Raw genomic sequence first — 17,143 nt, 5'->3', positions numbered from 1 at the left:
CATGAAAAAAATCATTTTAATTTTAAGCCTACTATTAATCAGTTCAGCAGCCACTTACGCCTTTAATCAACAAAGTGTAACTGCTTACGCAAGTACTCCAAATCAGCATGCTCAAATGGGAGTTAACATCAATAGTAATTGCACTTATCTCCTTTTCAACTGTGAATGGAGTAATGCAACTTCTGGAACCGCGGTAGCTTTTGGTGATGAATTACTTGGACAGTATGGTTGGTCACAAGGAAACGGAGAAAGTAGATATTCGGTATTGGGATCTGGTCGATATTGGTCATCTTTAACCGTATATATTTATGCTGGAGGGCCACTTGGAGCACAAGGAACGGCAACCGTAAGTTGGTTTTAATCATTTTGTAAACAAAAAAATCATGAAAAAAATCATTTTAATCTTATGCTTATTAGTCACCAGTGTGACCATGAGCTTTGCTTATACCAATGGTATAGGCCTAATGGCGTCCTCTGTTCCGGGTATGTACCCTGCCAATAACAGTCAAGTGGTCTGGATAAACAGCTATTGTGAAATCGCTTTTAGATCTACCTACACTGGCGCGGGTGAACCGTCATATATTCCCACCTCTGGTTCGGCATATTTAAAACATGGAAGTACAACGATTCATAATTATATCTTTGGAGCTTCAACCGGAAATTATCAAACATTTTCTGGATATTGGTATGCTATGGAAGTTGGCATTTACTGCGCATCCAATTCTATTGGATTAGTGGAGTTAATGTGGTAGTCACCATAAAAAACATTGGATAATTGATGAGGTATAGAGAGGGGAAAATGTTCCCTCTCTATAAAATTATAACATATAAAAACATGAAAATCAACACACTTAAATCTATATTTATTTTATTGTTCTTATTTTTTCAGACGCTTGGATATGCTCAGGATAAGAACTTTCATATCTATGTTTGCTTTGGTCAATCCAATATGGAAGGACATAGCAAATTTGAAGATCAAGATACCTTAGTCAATCACCGTTTCTATTCACTTCAAGCGGTTGACTGTCCAGACCTCAATCGTAAAAAAGGAGAATGGTACCTAGCCAAACCTCCTATAACCCGATGCAATACAGGTCTTACACCTGCAGATTATTTTGGTAAAACACTCGTTGAAAATCTCCCAGATAGCATTCGTGTCGGTATCATCAATGTATCCATTGGAGGCTGCCATATTCAGCTTTTTGATAAAGATAGCGTAACCAATTATGTACATAGAGCCCCTAACTGGATGAAAGGTATGTTAGCTGCCTACGATAATAATCCCTATGATAGATTAGTTGAAATGGGAAAGATCGCACAGCAAAGTGGAGTCATCAAAGGGATCTTACTGCATCAGGGCGAATCAAATACGGTAGACCAAGATTGGCCTAACAAGGTAAGTCAAGTATATCACAACCTATTGAAAGATCTAGGATTGCAGGAAGAAAAAACTTCACTCCTAGCTGGTGAATTATTAGCAGCAGATCAAGGCGGTAAATGTGCGAGCATGAATACCATTATTCAAACTTTACCCCAAACTATTAAAAATGCTCATGTTGTCTCTTCAAAGGATTGTGAAGGAGTGACAGATGGCTTGCATTTTAGTGCCGCAGGTTATAGACAGCTTGGCATCAACTATGCCAAAGTCGTATTAGCCCTTAAGCCCTAAATCATGATAACGATCGCATATTTTGCTTCCTATCATTTTTAATTTTAAATCGGAAAGAAGGTATTGAAGAGCATGCATGTCTACGCATTTTCTCGAACATAGAGTAAATTAAGAGAGCTGAAATCTGCTATTCAATGTGTATCAACAAAGAAGATAAGACCATAAGGAATATCTTCAGATCTTGATCAAAAGATATATTATAGCTTTACTGCAATGAGCAGAAGATTTTTCAAGATCATACGCAGTAATAGCTAACTAATCAGAGAAATAAAGAGCAAAAAATATGCTGATCAGGTAAATATTGAAATAACATTTACCTGATCAGCATATTTAAACACATATAATTACTTAACTGAATTAATCGAATGAGCAGAGGTTGCATAAAGACCGATCATAGCCCCAGTAAAACCACCTGCGACATCTGTAGAAAGAATATCTCCCGATACAGTTCCACCTAGATTCTGATAATCATGACCAGCTAAAGCATATGAAAATGTATAGTCATCACCTGATGCACTAACGCGCAATTTCATTTTACCCAATGTACTGAGTTTTTGCCTAGCCACTATTTGTGTGACACCATTTTCACTACGCTCGAGTTGTATGTAGTATTCCTGATTTGATTTTGTAACACCAAATACATAATTGAACTTTTCACTCTGTAGGCAAGTAATACCAGCAAGATCCTTTTCAGAACTTGGGATATAATCCATTACTACCTCAGAAGTAAATGATAAGTGTTGTTGTCTATAAAATAAAGCGGATATCGGCTTCTTTTCTTTAATATGAATATCAAAAGGTTTAATCGTCAATCCATTCTTTTCATTTACCAAAAACTTTTCACGAGGGCCACGCAATGCAATCCAGCGTTCATCTAGTACTTTTCCATTTAATTTGTCCTTAAAAGTGAAATTCCCATTTGGAAAATAACCTGCTTTACCTTGACTATTTATAACCCCTTTGGGTGTTCGCACCAATGCCTTCAAAGGCTCCATTCCTCCCTCAAAAACGGGCCATTTACCCGACCAATCAACAGGTAATACAAATGTCTCCCGGCCGGAGTTGACACGACCTTTTTCATTAGGTCTAACCGCTAAAAACACACCATACCATTCCCCATCAGCAGTTTGTACTAAATCTGCATGACCTGCCCAATCGACTTTATTGGGTCTATCAGCGGGTAGATGACGCTGTGAAAGAATTGGATTATTTTTTGCAGGAATATAAGGCCCCATAGGGTGATCACTAGAAAAAATAACCTCACTGTGATTTCCTCCAGTACCTCCTTCTGCACACATTAAATAATATTGTCCATCTTTCTTATAAATATGTGGAGCTTCAATCCAGATGGGTTGCTTGGAAAGATCTACTCCCCCATCAACGATGATCTTACTCGTACCTTTTACAACCTGATCCTTCTCCACATCATACTCCCAGATTTTGATCACCCGATGACCTTTATACAATTCTTTTCCTGCATCAGGAGCATCATTATGGACCACATAGGCTTTTCCATTATCATCAAAAAATAAGGCAGGGTCAATTCCTTCAAATTGCAATTTTATCGGGTCTGACCAATTGTTCTCTTTAGGATCTTTTGTTTTAACGACCATGTTACCAATACCCGAAGCAAACTGCGTAGTGATCATATAAAATGTATCGTTATTAGGATTATACATGATATCAGGAGCATAGACACCTTCACTGATACCGGCATTGCCCACTTGTAGCTGAGACTCACGGTTCAGAACATGGCCTATCTGTTTCCAATTTACCATATCATTAGAGTGAAAAATAGGAACACCAGGAAACATCACAAAGGAAGAAGCTACTAAATAATAATCGTCACCTTTCCGTGTTATACTAGGATCAGGATAGCAACCTTGCAAAATAGTACTATAAAATTTCCCTGGAATAATTGGATTTTCACTGTAAATCAGATCATTACCTGTATAGTTGAAATTACTAAATAGAGGTGATCCTTGTGGTCTTTTTAGGTTACCTTTTCCATCATCTGTCCGCATCGCTTGGCATGATGAAAATATAACGAGCGTCAGTACACAACATACTGCTGCTGTTTTATCTCTTATCTGTTGTATTATTTGCATTTTATATTTATAATTATTGAACACATTAAAGCGCGAATCATTCTGTTCAGACCTCATTTAATTATGATGTTTGATCATTAACTTTATTTTTTTCAGATCTTCCAGTTCATGAACAGGTCTTTCGATATCATATGGAATAGGCTTTTTTGAAAATGTTTGGAAATAAAGAAGGCAGGCATCTTTCCACCATACCGCATCCCTAGACTGAATCTTCAACTTCGACTGTACCTCAACAAATCGCTGCTGGTCCACTTGCCCCTCCAATCTATCCCAAACTTGCTGCATGGCACGTACTTGTTGCACACCCGCATCATATTTGTAACACAATTCATCCCACATGGAACGTCCACTTTTCATGGTATAGCTCCATGGCACATGATGAAACCAAAGTAAATACTGATCTGGACATAATTGGATATCTCCAAAAACCTCTTGAATAGGTGGACGGTACTGAGATATAGCATTACTGCCATTAGAAGTGCGATCAAATCCCAACCCTACAGTATCTGCATGATGATAATACCAAGGCATCCAGTCTGGACGACCTCCTTCCTGATCACCCCAAGGTTCAGGACCATAGTGATGGTCAAAGGCAAATATATGATGTAGCCCCAAAGGCATCATATAGTTAACGACTGTTTCGCGCGAACCCATCATCATTTTCTTCACAGGGTCAATAAACTTATTATCAGTCGAAAAGGTCATGCTAATCCATTCCTCCGCAATTTGTTCAGACGATAGCTCATGATTCCAAGCCAGCCTTCCGAAAGCAAACCAATTTGCCTGCCCAAAATGGTGACCTGTCCAATTGATATCTTCACCAATATTAGCCACTGCAGCAATCGCTGTTTTCCGTGCAGGTCTTAATGTACCATCCGTCAATTTTGCAACTGTACTCCCCTTTCCATCGGCATAAGTATCACTATCCAGTGTTTCTTTAAATAGTGGTGCGAGATAGGCCAAGTGATTCGCAAACCCCAGATATTCTTGCGTGATCTGAAATTCGACCATCTCATTACTTTTCTGAAGTGCACCGAAGAGTGGATTAAAGGGTTCACGAGGCTGAAAATCGATCGGTCCATTTTTAATTTGAATGATCACATTATCTCTGAATGCACCATCGAGAGGGACAAATTCTTGATAGGCCTGTTTGGCTCGATCTTCAGAAGAAGGATTATAAACAAAAGCTCTCCACATAATCACACCATGGTATGCCTTTAAGGCATCTGCAAGCATATTTGCCCCATCTGCATGAGTACGCCCATAGTCTTGGGGACCTGGCTGTCCTTCAGAATTAGCTTTCACCAAAAAGCCACCAAAGTCAGGAATTACCTGATAAATCTCTTTCACCTTATTCTTCCACCATAAAATGACCTCAGGATTAAGCGGATCTGAATCTTTCGTACCCCCTAAAATTTTTGGAGAAGAAAAGTTAACAGACAGATAAACTTTGATGCCATATCTTCTAAAGATATCAGCCAGACTTTTTAATTTAATCACATATTGCGAACTCAAAATTTGAGGAGAGGCATTTACATTGTTAATAACAACAGCATTGATACCAATAGAAGCATTAGCTCGTGCATACTCCTCATATCGAGGAGATATGACACCTGGCAATTCGTCCCATTTCCACAACGAATATCCTGCATAACCACGTTCAACGGTGCGATCCAGATTATCCCAATGATTGAGAATCCGGATATCAAATGAGGGTATTTCTTCTATATTTAAATTTGAAACAGGTTGATTGGTCGCCTGAAGTTGCAACAAATGATAAGCTGCATATAATAACCCTACAGGCTCATGCGCAATCACTTTTATCCGATTTAAATTGCCCGTTATTTTAAATCCATCTTTTAAATACGTTAATTTTCGATCCACCGCTAATTCAATAGACTGTTTCCCCCAAAAGTTAACTAATTCTTGCTTTGCTAATAGAATAATCGGATCCTTCGAATGAATGCTGATCGAACGATTATGAGCAACATCTTTAGAAACAGAAACATATCGAAGCCAAAGCTTACTTCCATCCTCTGCGCGAACAATAGAGTAAGGAAAAATAAAGAGTAAAAGCAATATAATGACTTTCATCATAGTTGTAAGTATCGTATTTATAATGAGATATCTCAGTTGAAATTTAGTTAAGTAAGTAGGTTAGCAGAATCATTGTTAAAAAAAACAATTTTGATCTTATTGTCCTTCAATAGTCTTGATCAGCCCATGTTCATCATACTCCAGTTCCACTACTTTCATACTTCGCAACCAGGTTTTACCACCCGATGGAACACAGTCATGATGAAATAAATACCATTTGCCCTTAAACTTTAAAATACTATGATGCGTCGTCCAACCTACAACTGGTGTCAAAATAACGCCTTGATAAGTAAAAGGACCATATGGATTGTCCCCGATAGCATAACACAGTAAATGCGTATCGCCAGTAGAGTATGAAAAATAATATTTATCCCCATATTTATGCATCCAAGAAGCCTCAAAAAAACGACGATCCAGATCACCTTGCTTGAGTGGGTTACCCTCTTGATCTAGAATAAGAACATCTTTTGGTTCCTCTCCAAACTGCAACATGTCATCCGACAATTTGGCTATTTTTGGGCATAGAGCTGATTCATGCCAATGAGGCAAATCCATTGGATAATTGATTTTATTGTCTCTATAATATTGTAATTGCCCCCCCCATATACCTCCAAAGTAAATATAATGCGTGCCATCATCATCTTCGAAAGCACAGGGATCAATGCTGTAACTGCCCAAAATAGGGTTTTCTTGTGGGATAAAAGGACCATATGGCGTATCACTCACGGCTACCCCTAACCTAAAAAGATCGGTCTTATCCTTTAAGGAGAAATAAAGATAATACTGACCATTTTTTTGTGCTACATCCGAATCCCACAGCTGTCTACCACCCCATGGAATATCGCCCACTTCTAATACTTTGCCATGATCCACGACCGCTCCATCGATATCATCCATGGAGAAAACATGGTAATCCCTCATATTAAAATGATCACCATTATCATTTTCTAAAATCCCGCTTTCCCAGTCATGTGAAGGATAAATATAAATTTTATCTTCAAAAACATGAGCCGACGGATCTGCCATAAAATCATGTGGCGCTAAATATCTTCCCTTATTCATCCAGTATATGTTTATTTTTGTTTTGCTAATTCAACGATATCCTTTATAAAAGCTTTAGGCTTATATTGACGATCAAATAACAAAGGATAGTCTGTACGTCCAGGAATAGGCCATCCATTTTTCCATGAGTCACCGTCACCGACTCCCCATAGCGTCACACGAGTTATTTTGTCATCATGTTTGAGATATAATCCAAAAAACTCCTGATAACGATTTGCCAAAGCAGCAGAAATTGCCGTAGGCAAACTATCCACATAAGGATTTAATTCCTTTTTATATTGATACGTTTCACTGATTTCAGCCCCCATATGAGGTCGAGCATGAGGAAGTACCGAGATATCCATTTCGGTCACCATTACTTTTGTACCCAAGCTCGCAAAGTCGATGATTGTTTTTTCAACTTCAGATATTGCAGGATTATCAAGGCCATGATGTTCTTGCATCCCAATAGCATCAACCCGACCTCCCGAGTCTAATACGTTCTTTACCAGCTTGACTATCCCATCTCTTTTAGACGGAATGGCTGTAGAATAGTCATTGTAATACAACTCTGCATTTGGATCTGCCTCTTGAGCAAATTGAAAAGCAAGCCTGATAAAGTCTTCACCAATGATTTCATAAAACTTACTTTTACGCAATTCTCCGTTATCCAAAACAGCTTCATTGACAACATCCCAACCCTGGATTCGTCCTTTATATCGACCAACAACCGTATGGATATGCTTGCGCATTCTTTCAATCAAGATCTCGCGCGAAACCTGTTTCCCGTTCTTATCTACAAAAAACCAATTGGGCGCTTGTGAATGCCAAATAAGGGTATGTCCGGTGATATGCATACCATTTTTCTCTCCAAATTCAACAAAACGATCGGAATCTTTAAAGTTAAACTCGCCTTCCCGTGGTTGCATATACATGCTTTTCATACAATTCTCGGCAACGATCGCACTAAATTGTTCCTTAACAACAGCAAGAGCAGCATCATTGCGTCCCCATATCTGATCCAGATTCAACGCAGTACCGATATAAAACTTACCCTTAAAAGCATTCTTGAGTACGACTTGGTTGTCATAAGTACTTTCAAGCTGCATTTGCTGTGATTTAGTTGAACTACAAGCTAAACTTAATGTAGCCATACCCGTTAACAAAAATATCTTTGCTATCTTCATTTTTAATGATTTAATTCTTATGTCTAGATTCTATTTCATGATTTATTTTGTCAATAACAGCATCATCCAATTCATATTTGGAGATGATAAACATGGCGCCTATTAATAAAATGGCAGGGATAATCGCCACCAACCAAAGGATACCTTGTTCCGCATAGGCAGATTGCGAAACTGTATTATCTTTATCAAACCCGACATAAGCTAATACAAGTCCAGGTACAACACCACCTAAAGCCATTCCAGCTTTGTAAAATATACCCGTTAAGGCATTCACGATACCAGATATGCGTTTTCCTGTTGCATGTTCACCATAGGAAATCACCTCCGGAACCAATGCCCACATATATCCGGTCGCAACAATTACTCCCGTAGATTTAATAAATTGTGCCACTAACACCAACCAGACTTGTGTCTTTAGCGCTGGGACAACTGAAATACTATACAACATGACCATTCCTAATACTGCAATGGTTAAAAACACATAAAACATGCGTTTTTTACCGATCGCACGTTTAATAGCAGGTACAAGAGGCATAAAAATAAAAGCCGGAATAGACCCCAATGCCATAAAATAGGGAAGCATTTCTGGAGCTTGAACATTATAAATCATATAATATGACCCTGCTGAATTACCTATTGCCATCATGGCAAATGCCGTGATAAAGAAAAAAGCTAACACCCGCAACGGTCCATTATGTTTAAATTCAGTCCACAAATCAGAAACTTTTACATTCTCAGTCTCTTTTTCATCCATAACAATACGCTCCTGAGTCTGTGTATAACAGAAGATCAGTAAAAACAAGCCGACAATGGCATAAATCGTCATCGTAATAAACCACGCTTCAGCAGATTCCTGCGAATTAATCTTTCCATCAGGAGAAAAATATTGCACCATGATCGGTACGCCATACCCAACCGCCAGCCCTCCCATATTAGCCATAAACATACGCGTTGAAGTCAGTTTGGTAATTTCATCGGTATCGCGAGTCAAGGATGCATTTAAGGCGCCATAGGGAACATTGATTAAGGTATAAATCATCGATAGACCAACGTATGTGATATAAGCATAGACCAATGAACCAGAAAATCCATTCCAAAAACAAAGAATGGCAAGACCGGTCAGAGGGATGCCGCCTAAAATCAAATAAGAACGGTATTTACCCATTCTTGGATTCTTCTTGTCTACAAATGCGCCCACAATGGGATCCCAGATCACGTCAACGATCCGCACGACTAAAAACATAATTCCCGCCGCAGCTGCAGATATACCAAACACATTGGTATAAAAAATAAGCAGATACATGGATACCGTCTGATAAATGAGGTTTTGCGCCAAATCACCAGATCCAAATCCTATTCGTTGCAATTGCGAAAGCTTATAGAAACCTTTTTGTTCGCCTATCGTTTGCGTTTTCATTTTCATTTATATAGTGTAAATAATTGGTCGTTATTGATTATCATAATGGTATAGTCTACTTCCTATTTCAACATGATTGATGCGCAATCATGTTGAATAGAATTGATTTATTATCGGTCAAGAGTTCGCTATTACCATTGTAAAATTACTAGTACGACGATTTAGCACCTGATACATATGTCTTATTAACAGATAAAAATGTTTAAATAACAACAAAAAACGGCTGATCTTCTCTTTTTAGTAAATAATCAATCACTTGATGCGCTTATTTTAATAAGAAGATTATAAACTTAGGATGATGGTTGTGATGGTCTACTATTGAAGTAAGATCTGAAAAGGTTATACAGATGAACATATGAAGAAGACTAGGGCACTATTTCTTTTCATGAAATGACCAGTGATCAAAATTGAACAGTTCACGACCTGCCGTAATATTTTGTCCTTTAAATACAAAATACACGTCACGAATCCCTAAAGCAGATTGCGATAGAGGAACATCAAAGGTTTGCCATGTATTCCATCCTCCAGTACGGGGAACTTGGACAGCAGCTACCTGAGTACCAGCCAAGCTATCCAAACGTACTTCTAAAATGCCACCATCAAGTCCTGCCGCCAACCGAGCTGAAAATGATTCAGCACCACGATCACCAAAATTTACCGCTCGAACTTTGATATATCCTCCAGTTCGGATCTGAGTAACATATACACCAGTCTCCGCATTTTCTGCTGTCGTACATTTTTCGGACCAGGCCATCATCTCGGCTTCATTTTTTTTGTATGGATCGACAGTCCCTACAGGGGTTACGCCCTCCTTACTCATGGCAATATTAGGAATACTGCCATCTTTGTTATAGTTGAACGCTTCCACAGCCGTAGATCGACCATAACTTCCACCACCAGGCAATAAACCCGTATGATAAAATAAATAGGAGTTGCCTTTAAAGTCAATGACTCCTCCGTGATTGGTAAAACTATTTGTAGGCTGTCCCGTCATGATCTTTCCTTGATATTGCCAAGGCCCTACAGGTGTACTGCTCGTAGAATAAGACAAACATTCGACACCCTTTGTCATTCCGGCGTACATCAAATAGTATTTTTTGTTTCGTTTATAAAACCATGGTCCCTCCACAAACACATCCTCATACTCCTCTCCCTTTTTTAAAGCCTCATCACTTCTTCCCGGTTTTCGGAGTCCACCAAAAGATGCAACAGATTGCGGAACCTCTGTGATATCTCCGGCGTACGAAATCATATCCTTATTGAGCTTGACATAATAAAGATGGGCATTGCCCCAATAAAGATAAGCCTGACCGTCATCATCGACATAAGCAGTAGGATCAATATTAGACCAGCTTCCAGTGGTAATCAACGGCTTGCCCAATGCATCTTTAAAAGGCCCAGTTGGACTATCGGAAACCGCAACACCAATAGCCATATCATTATTTATTGTCTGTGCACAGATATACCAGTAAAATTTACCATCCCGCTCCACACATTGTGCTGCCCAACCACGATCCCGTGCCCAACTAAAAGACTCTAGCGAAATCGGAACACCATGATCAGTCCAATTGACCATATCAGCAGAGGAGTACACTCTCCATTTAGTCATATAATAAAAGTCATATCCCGGTAGATCATCTCCCGTATACACGTATACCCTATCCTGATAAATCATAGGAGCAGGATCGGGAGTAAAATGAGTTTGAATAATTGGGTTCTGAGCATATAAAGCTGTACTCACACAAGAAGCTAAAATGCCCAATACAATTTTTGTTTTCTTCATGTTTAAAGGATGATTAAGTGTTTTTTACAAAAAATACGATTGAGAAGTTCAAAAATGTATGCAAATGTTAAGGACTAATGTGGAAATAATCGAAATCAACAAATCCACCGACAGTTTTGGTCGCATAATAAAATAGGCCAAATCGATATCCCATAAAATGAGGTATCGTATAGCTCATTTTAAACTGCGGACCTATTGGAAGCCACTCTTTTCCATTAAGGCTATAGAAAAAAGTGGCCGTATCCTTTTTGTTGGTAAAATCACAGTTGGCTTTTAAATAAACTTTCTTTTGGTGTAAAGGAATATGGGCCACCTCTTCTTCCGCTCCCGTCATCGCATTGACCATCACTAAAAAATGTTTTCCTCCGTCCATACGGACACCGACCAAACCATAGTTTTTCTGCAATAAAGATAAACCTGCAAAATCCCCGTCCTTCATATTAGCAATATCTATAGCTGTAGATCCTGTGCATGTTGGACCAAAGGTGCGCTGTGTCAATGTGTTTCTAGCCTGTAAAAATTGTTGATCTACTCGCCCAGTCTTCAACCTCAAATGTCCCTTTCTAGCACTTACGGACCAAAGATCCGCCACAGGATTATGGTTCCACTGCCACACCAGTGGTAAAGCAGGTTCTCCACCTTTACGATCAAAATCATCCGAGTTAACCAGATGAGGAATCAATCCTTTACTAGCAGGAAGATCCAGCACATCCGGGACTTGACCATCAATACCCAATACCGGCCAGTCATCGATCCATTGGACAGGTACTAAATACGGGATGCGCCCAACGGCACCATAATCCTGAAAGAGATAAGCATACCACTTACCATCTGGTTGATCAATCAATCCACCTTGTGCTACCCCTTTATCTTGCAACACCACACGTCCTTCATATGGTCCATGAAGTTGATCAGCACGGTGCACGATCACCGACCGCATTCCGCCCGGAGGCCAGGAAATATTAAATAGATAATATTTTCCATTCACTTTAAACAATTGGGAGCCTTCAGCAGGAAGCCCCCCTTGTTTGCCTAGTGGTGTGGTTGGTAAAGTGGCATTTTCAATCAAGACACGCTGAGTCTCCGGCTTCACTCCCGAAAGATCAGGCAGCAATTCAATGATATTGATTTGACCGCCCCCCCATACCATATAAATCTGATCTCCTTCAAAAAATAAACTATGATCGTGCAAAGCAGGCTTAAACTCTGTGCGCTTCCAAGGTCCCTTCTCGATATTTTGAGTGGAATAGATATACGTCTTACCCGTTGTTTGTGCAAATGTACTGACGTAGTAGGTCCCATTATGATAGCGTAAGCTACTTGCCCATGATCCCCGACCGTATGTATTTTTCCCATCATCGAGATTCAGTTCGTCCATATCCGCCAGAGCATGATGCCCGTATCCGATCATTTCCCAATTCACTAAATCTTTCGACTTCATCAGCGGTAAACCGGGGTTCATGTGCATGGTCGTACTGCTCATGTAGTAAGTCTCACCTACTCGTATCATGGAGAGATCCGGTACATCGGAAAAAATAATAGGATTACGCGCCTGATGATCGATCTGTTGTCCATAAATTGGATTTATGAATAACACACAGACCCAGACCACATGACATAATATGCGCATACCTTTAAAATGAAATTTCATAACGCTGATCTATTTTTTGAAATTGATTTATAGATTTATTCAGATGTAAATATGACCTTGTAAATCTTGGATACTCCTTTGTAATTAAATACGACGCTGCTTGTCCCCGAAGCAGAGTCCGCCTGTGTAATCGTCACTTTGACATCAGGATGATCTGCAGATGCCGTCACGACAGGTGCAGTTGATGATTGCGAAGAAATTTTGCTTTTGATCTCATACTGATCATAATCAACAATGCCATTCGCATTGGTCGATCGAACAGGTACAGCCGGTATTTCCAGTGCTTTGCCATTGACAGCGATACGCACTTGAGGCACGATTGGGCGATCAATTTTATGTTTCTTCGAACTAAAGCCCAGACCGATCAAATCATAGAGTATTTCATGATCTTCACCCTCTGCCACCAAGTATATCGCATGCTTTTTATCAAGATGATCAACAAATTTGGATACATCGATTTTAAACTGTGTAGTCTCAAATTTCGACTGAGCAGGCACCACGATTTCGCCTATTTTTTTACCATTCCATACCGCATTATCATAAGGACCATCCAACCATACATTAACTTTAAATGATTTTTTAGATTTTGGAGTTAGAAATAGGTTAAACATGGTATGGTTACCTTCTTTTGTACCTTGAAAAGCTTTCAAACCAAATTGATCCTTTTTAAGCCCCCCAAAACCAAAATATTTAAAACCAGTAATATTCCCGTTTTGCAGATTGGTCACAGGCATATGATTGTCCCATATATCCCATGAATCCTGTATGGTGCTGATATCCGAAAGATAGGCTGCATATCCTGCAGAATAATATTGATAAGGATCAAGCCCAAAGATATGAAAGCCCTCAGAGGTTACTTCTGCTCCTTTATATTCTTTACCTTGGCTATCCTTCACAGTCACCATTTTATTTTCTCCATAAGGATCAAAAGCTCTAATTCTTACAGATCCCCCTTGAGCAACCGATTTCTCGTCCCAATCTATAATAACTGGAGCCACGACCGCTTGACGCGCAAATCCAAATCCTCTTGGCGGTCTATGATAAAAAACATACCATTGTCCATTAATTTCTTCAAGACTTCCATGTGTATTATGCCCCGCATTACTCGTCACAATAGCCGTTCCATCTAAATTTAACACAGGTCCCCGCGAATCGACCAACACCCCGCCACTCTTCCATGGTCCTAACGGCGAATCACCGATCAGATAACGTAATGTCGAATTAGAACTGTTCACTCCATACTCAGGTCCTGAGTACCCACTATACACCGATACATATTTATTCCCAACTTTACGTATCGAAGATGCTTCGAAGAAGTTGAAAGAACCTAGATCTTCCCCAGGTAAGATATGAGCATAAGTTGTTCCTTTAGGATCCCGGAGTACACCATAACTTGCACTTGCAGGAATAAAACGATCAATAATTTTTCGGCCAGGTCTCACCGAATACATGGTATTCTGATCCAACTCGGCAGCTAAAGAACGTTGAAATCCCCAATAGGCATATGCTCTAAAACCAATCTCAAAATCAGGATCTTTTGGATCGGTAATTTGCTCAACAAATATTGCAGGATCAAATCCAATAACACTTCCAGGTAGCGTACGCTTGCCATCTTCCGTCATGTTGATCGGTGTAAAAGGACCATCAGGGCGACTGGCTTTAGCCACCATGGCTTCACGATTTTCACCCCTACTGTGCGGATACAAATAATATTCTTTACGCCCATCCTTTCTCTTCACCTCCACTAAATCTGGAGCATACATCACATCCCACTGTCCATCGATCTGGTAAGTAAATATCGGACCATCATCTCTCCAGCTTGACAAGTCGTCTACAGGTGCAGACCACATCCGAATATCAGGACCACAATAACTATCAAACCTCAGGTCATGCGATCCAATAATATATGCACGATATTTCCCAGGATGATCCGGATCTTCAAAAACGCGAGGCTCGCCATCCGGTAAATGTTCCCAAAGTGGCAGATAAGGATTGCCGGCAGCTTGGTGAACAAACTTTTGTGTCTTATTGCTTTTCAACGCCTGTTGTTGTGCCATGACAGCGGATGCCGATAACATTAGCATCCCTGCACATAATAAAAAAGCAGTCTTTTTCTTAAACATATAGTTAGTTTTACTTATAATTTTTTATGTTATTATATCAAATACATCCAACAGCAGCTCGTGCTACCATTGATCAGTCCGAAAGGGTGAGGCTAGTAATCTATCTTTATTTTGAAGATTAGCCTCTTCTGGATTATCACTCCAGGCATAACGAACAGCCACTGGATTTGCGACCTCCTGACTGCTCACGATAATGGTATGACCTTTGATTATCGCATCTGCCCATACAAACACCCGATCTTCACCTGCTATTGCAAAATGTTTTAAACTATTTTCACGGCTCTTTAGACCGCCTGCATTAGGATGGAAAAATAAAATAATCTTGTTTCCATCGATCTTCATATTTTTATACAAAGGACCATCACTAACCAACTGTTCTCCATACACCAATTTTCGTGCTTGCAAAAACAAACGATAAGCAAGATCTTTTTTATTTAACGGATGAATATCATTCCATTCGCCCAGATCATAAGTCACTGCCATTGCAGTTTGCGGCACGGTCAACGCCGTGTGTAATTGAGCTTCTCGTATACTTGCCCATCCACTCTGAAATGGAGGTTGAACAGATTTTGCCGAGTAATTAGGGAGCTGTACAAGCAAAAAAGGTAATTCAGGTCGGTTCAATACCGTTCGCCAGTTTGTGATCAGTGCTTTTAAATATTTTTGGTAATTTGGATCTCCAGCATTGCCTTCTCCTTGATACCAAATCGCACCTTTCACTTGATAATCGCGCAGGGGATAAATCATACCATGATATAAGCTTGAACCCATGGATTGGAGGTTTACTAATTGTTTTTTAGTTTGTTCCAAGAGCTCTAGATCTTGACCAACCTTATATTTCCATGATCCTTTCAGATCAACTTCTATTTCATCATTTACAATTTTATACGGTTTATCTTCAATAAATCCACCGTTATTTGCATTTGCGGTTAAGCGAATGGTGATATTATTTTTTCCCGCAATCAATATTCCTGCAGGAATATCATACTTACGCGGAGGATAGAAATATGAAGTAGAACCTACAAATTTTCCATTCACAAAAACAGAATCACTATCGATCATAGTGCCTAAGTATAACTTAGCATGTTTTCCCTCCATAGCAGCAGGTAATTCAAAATCCTTGCGATAGTAAACAGTACCCTTGATATTCAATCCAGTCTCATTCCAACGACTTGGTATATCTACGGTTTGCCATTCAAGATCGTTAAAGTCTGCACGATTCCATTTGTTTGATCCTTCATCTATGGCAGCAGTTTCCATTGTACGCAATGCTTCTTTATTTACAATCAATGCTGGAAATTCTTTCAGATGATCTTGATCCACCCAACTTTGAATCGTACTCCCACCTTTGCTAGACACCAACATACCAACAGGAATACCTGTATGTCTGTAAGCCTCTTGTGCATAAAAATAAGCCAAAGCCGTCCAGTTGATCACGTCCGAAGCGATTGCGGAGCACCATTTGGCACCAGAAGCGATTTCATCTTGTTCATGTATCGATTCTTGTGTGGGCACTTTATAATAGCGAATCATATGGTTATTGGACACATTGATCTCGGGGTATCGATCCACTAACCTCAAAATAGGAGTTTCCATGTTTGACTGTCCAGAAGCCAGCCACACATCACCAATTAAAATATCGCGAATAATAATCTCATTAACTTCCATAATAAAGGGACCGCCTGCTTTCTGCGGGGGCAATATCACCGACCACTTACCGTCAGCTCCTGGTTGCGTCTGATAAATTTTTCCTTGAAAACGAATAGTAACCTGTTCGCCCCGATCTGCCCAGCCCCATAGTTTAAGTTCGATATCGCGCTGCAATACCATACGGTCACTAATTAAAGCAGGAAGCTTTACTTTTGCAAACACAGTTTGGAACATGATAAAGCTCAACACAACAGCAACAGTTCTCATAAAAACAACTATTATTTTTCTTGTATTTAAAAATATATCGTAATTAATTATCATCATGACATAGCATTCTTTTCTTCCTTTATTTTATGAGGAAGAATTTAAGTGTTCTTGTGATAGAAAGATGGAAGATTTCTAATCTTTATATCGTAA

The 17,143-nt window shown here is 39.5% G+C and carries 12 protein-coding genes; 3 read left to right on the top strand and 9 right to left on the bottom strand.

The features are described from left to right. The first annotated feature begins 1 nt into the window (after position 1). The 3 genes from C8N37_RS03895 to C8N37_RS03885 all read left to right on the top strand — a co-directional run bounded on the left by C8N37_RS03895 (position 2) and on the right by C8N37_RS03885 (position 1,669). On the top strand, positions 2-361 hold the full coding sequence (locus tag C8N37_RS03895) for a hypothetical protein (RefSeq protein ID WP_108157634.1): 360 nt from the start codon (positions 2-4) through the stop codon (positions 359-361). Between the two features lie 22 nt (positions 362-383). Next, the gene (locus C8N37_RS03890) at positions 384-752 is read left to right on the top strand and encodes a hypothetical protein (protein WP_108157633.1); all 369 of its coding nucleotides are present in this window, start codon (positions 384-386) and stop codon (positions 750-752) included. 83 nt (positions 753-835) lie between these two features. Further along, positions 836-1,669, top strand: a complete 834-nt coding sequence (locus C8N37_RS03885) for a sialate O-acetylesterase (RefSeq protein ID WP_108157632.1) — start codon at positions 836-838, stop codon at positions 1,667-1,669. 344 nt (positions 1,670-2,013) lie between these two features. Here C8N37_RS03885 and C8N37_RS03880 read toward each other — a convergent pair whose 3' ends face one another. The 9 genes from C8N37_RS03880 to C8N37_RS03840 form a co-directional block, all read right to left on the bottom strand. Further along, positions 2,014-3,777, bottom strand: coding sequence for a glycoside hydrolase family 43 protein (locus tag C8N37_RS03880; RefSeq protein WP_108157631.1), 1,764 nt, complete (start codon positions 3,775-3,777; stop codon positions 2,014-2,016). Positions 3,778-3,834: 57 nt separating this feature from the next. Next, complete coding sequence (locus C8N37_RS03875) at positions 3,835-5,874, bottom strand: alpha-glucuronidase (RefSeq protein ID WP_211322187.1); 2,040 nt, start codon at positions 5,872-5,874, stop codon at positions 3,835-3,837. A gap of 96 nt (positions 5,875-5,970) precedes the next feature. Beyond that, positions 5,971-6,936, bottom strand: a complete 966-nt coding sequence (locus tag C8N37_RS03870) for a glycoside hydrolase family 43 protein (RefSeq protein WP_108157630.1) — start codon at positions 6,934-6,936, stop codon at positions 5,971-5,973. A gap of 11 nt (positions 6,937-6,947) precedes the next feature. Beyond that, complete coding sequence (locus tag C8N37_RS03865) at positions 6,948-8,102, bottom strand: endo-1,4-beta-xylanase (RefSeq protein ID WP_108157629.1); 1,155 nt, start codon at positions 8,100-8,102, stop codon at positions 6,948-6,950. 10 nt (positions 8,103-8,112) lie between these two features. Continuing rightward, positions 8,113-9,519 (bottom strand): MFS transporter, encoded by a 1,407-nt coding sequence (locus C8N37_RS03860; RefSeq protein ID WP_211322186.1) that lies wholly within the window; start codon positions 9,517-9,519, stop codon positions 8,113-8,115. A 373-nt stretch (positions 9,520-9,892) separates the two neighbouring features. Continuing rightward, entirely contained in the window at positions 9,893-11,302 is a 1,410-nt protein-coding gene (locus C8N37_RS03855; RefSeq protein WP_108157627.1) for a glycoside hydrolase family 43 protein, read from the bottom strand. Positions 11,303-11,369: 67 nt separating this feature from the next. After that, positions 11,370-12,953, bottom strand: a complete 1,584-nt coding sequence (locus tag C8N37_RS03850; RefSeq protein WP_108157626.1) for a glycoside hydrolase family 43 protein — start codon at positions 12,951-12,953, stop codon at positions 11,370-11,372. Between the two features lie 35 nt (positions 12,954-12,988). Continuing rightward, on the bottom strand, positions 12,989-15,076 hold the full coding sequence (locus C8N37_RS03845; RefSeq protein WP_108157625.1) for a hypothetical protein: 2,088 nt from the start codon (positions 15,074-15,076) through the stop codon (positions 12,989-12,991). Between the two features lie 63 nt (positions 15,077-15,139). Then, positions 15,140-16,993 carry a sialate O-acetylesterase gene (locus C8N37_RS03840; protein ID WP_211322185.1) on the bottom strand — a complete coding sequence of 618 codons (1,854 nt, stop codon included), beginning with the start codon at positions 16,991-16,993 and terminating at the stop codon, positions 15,140-15,142. Positions 16,994-17,143: the final 150 nt, after the last annotated feature.

It is taken from the genome of Sphingobacterium faecium (genome assembly GCF_003054045.1).
Taxonomy (GTDB): Bacteria; Bacteroidota; Bacteroidia; order Sphingobacteriales; family Sphingobacteriaceae; genus Sphingobacterium; species Sphingobacterium faecium.
This window is presented reverse-complemented; position numbering and strand designations above follow the sequence as displayed.

Coding starts and splice junctions, on each gene's coding strand:
- C8N37_RS03860 (WP_211322186.1), bottom strand. CDS start 9,519: ATGAAAACGCAAACGATAGGCGAACAAAAAGGTTTCTATAAGCTTTCG.
- C8N37_RS03895 (WP_108157634.1), top strand. CDS start 2: ATGAAAAAAATCATTTTAATTTTAAGCCTACTATTAATCAGTTCAGCA.
- C8N37_RS03840 (WP_211322185.1), bottom strand. CDS start 16,993: ATGAGAACTGTTGCTGTTGTGTTGAGCTTTATCATGTTCCAAACTGTG.
- C8N37_RS03885 (WP_108157632.1), top strand. CDS start 836: ATGAAAATCAACACACTTAAATCTATATTTATTTTATTGTTCTTATTT.
- C8N37_RS03870 (WP_108157630.1), bottom strand. CDS start 6,936: ATGAATAAGGGAAGATATTTAGCGCCACATGATTTTATGGCAGATCCG.
- C8N37_RS03865 (WP_108157629.1), bottom strand. CDS start 8,102: ATGAAGATAGCAAAGATATTTTTGTTAACGGGTATGGCTACATTAAGT.
- C8N37_RS03845 (WP_108157625.1), bottom strand. CDS start 15,076: ATGTTTAAGAAAAAGACTGCTTTTTTATTATGTGCAGGGATGCTAATG.
- C8N37_RS03855 (WP_108157627.1), bottom strand. CDS start 11,302: ATGAAGAAAACAAAAATTGTATTGGGCATTTTAGCTTCTTGTGTGAGT.
- C8N37_RS03880 (WP_108157631.1), bottom strand. CDS start 3,777: ATGCAAATAATACAACAGATAAGAGATAAAACAGCAGCAGTATGTTGT.
- C8N37_RS03850 (WP_108157626.1), bottom strand. CDS start 12,953: ATGAAATTTCATTTTAAAGGTATGCGCATATTATGTCATGTGGTCTGG.
- C8N37_RS03890 (WP_108157633.1), top strand. CDS start 384: ATGAAAAAAATCATTTTAATCTTATGCTTATTAGTCACCAGTGTGACC.
- C8N37_RS03875 (WP_211322187.1), bottom strand. CDS start 5,874: ATGATGAAAGTCATTATATTGCTTTTACTCTTTATTTTTCCTTACTCT.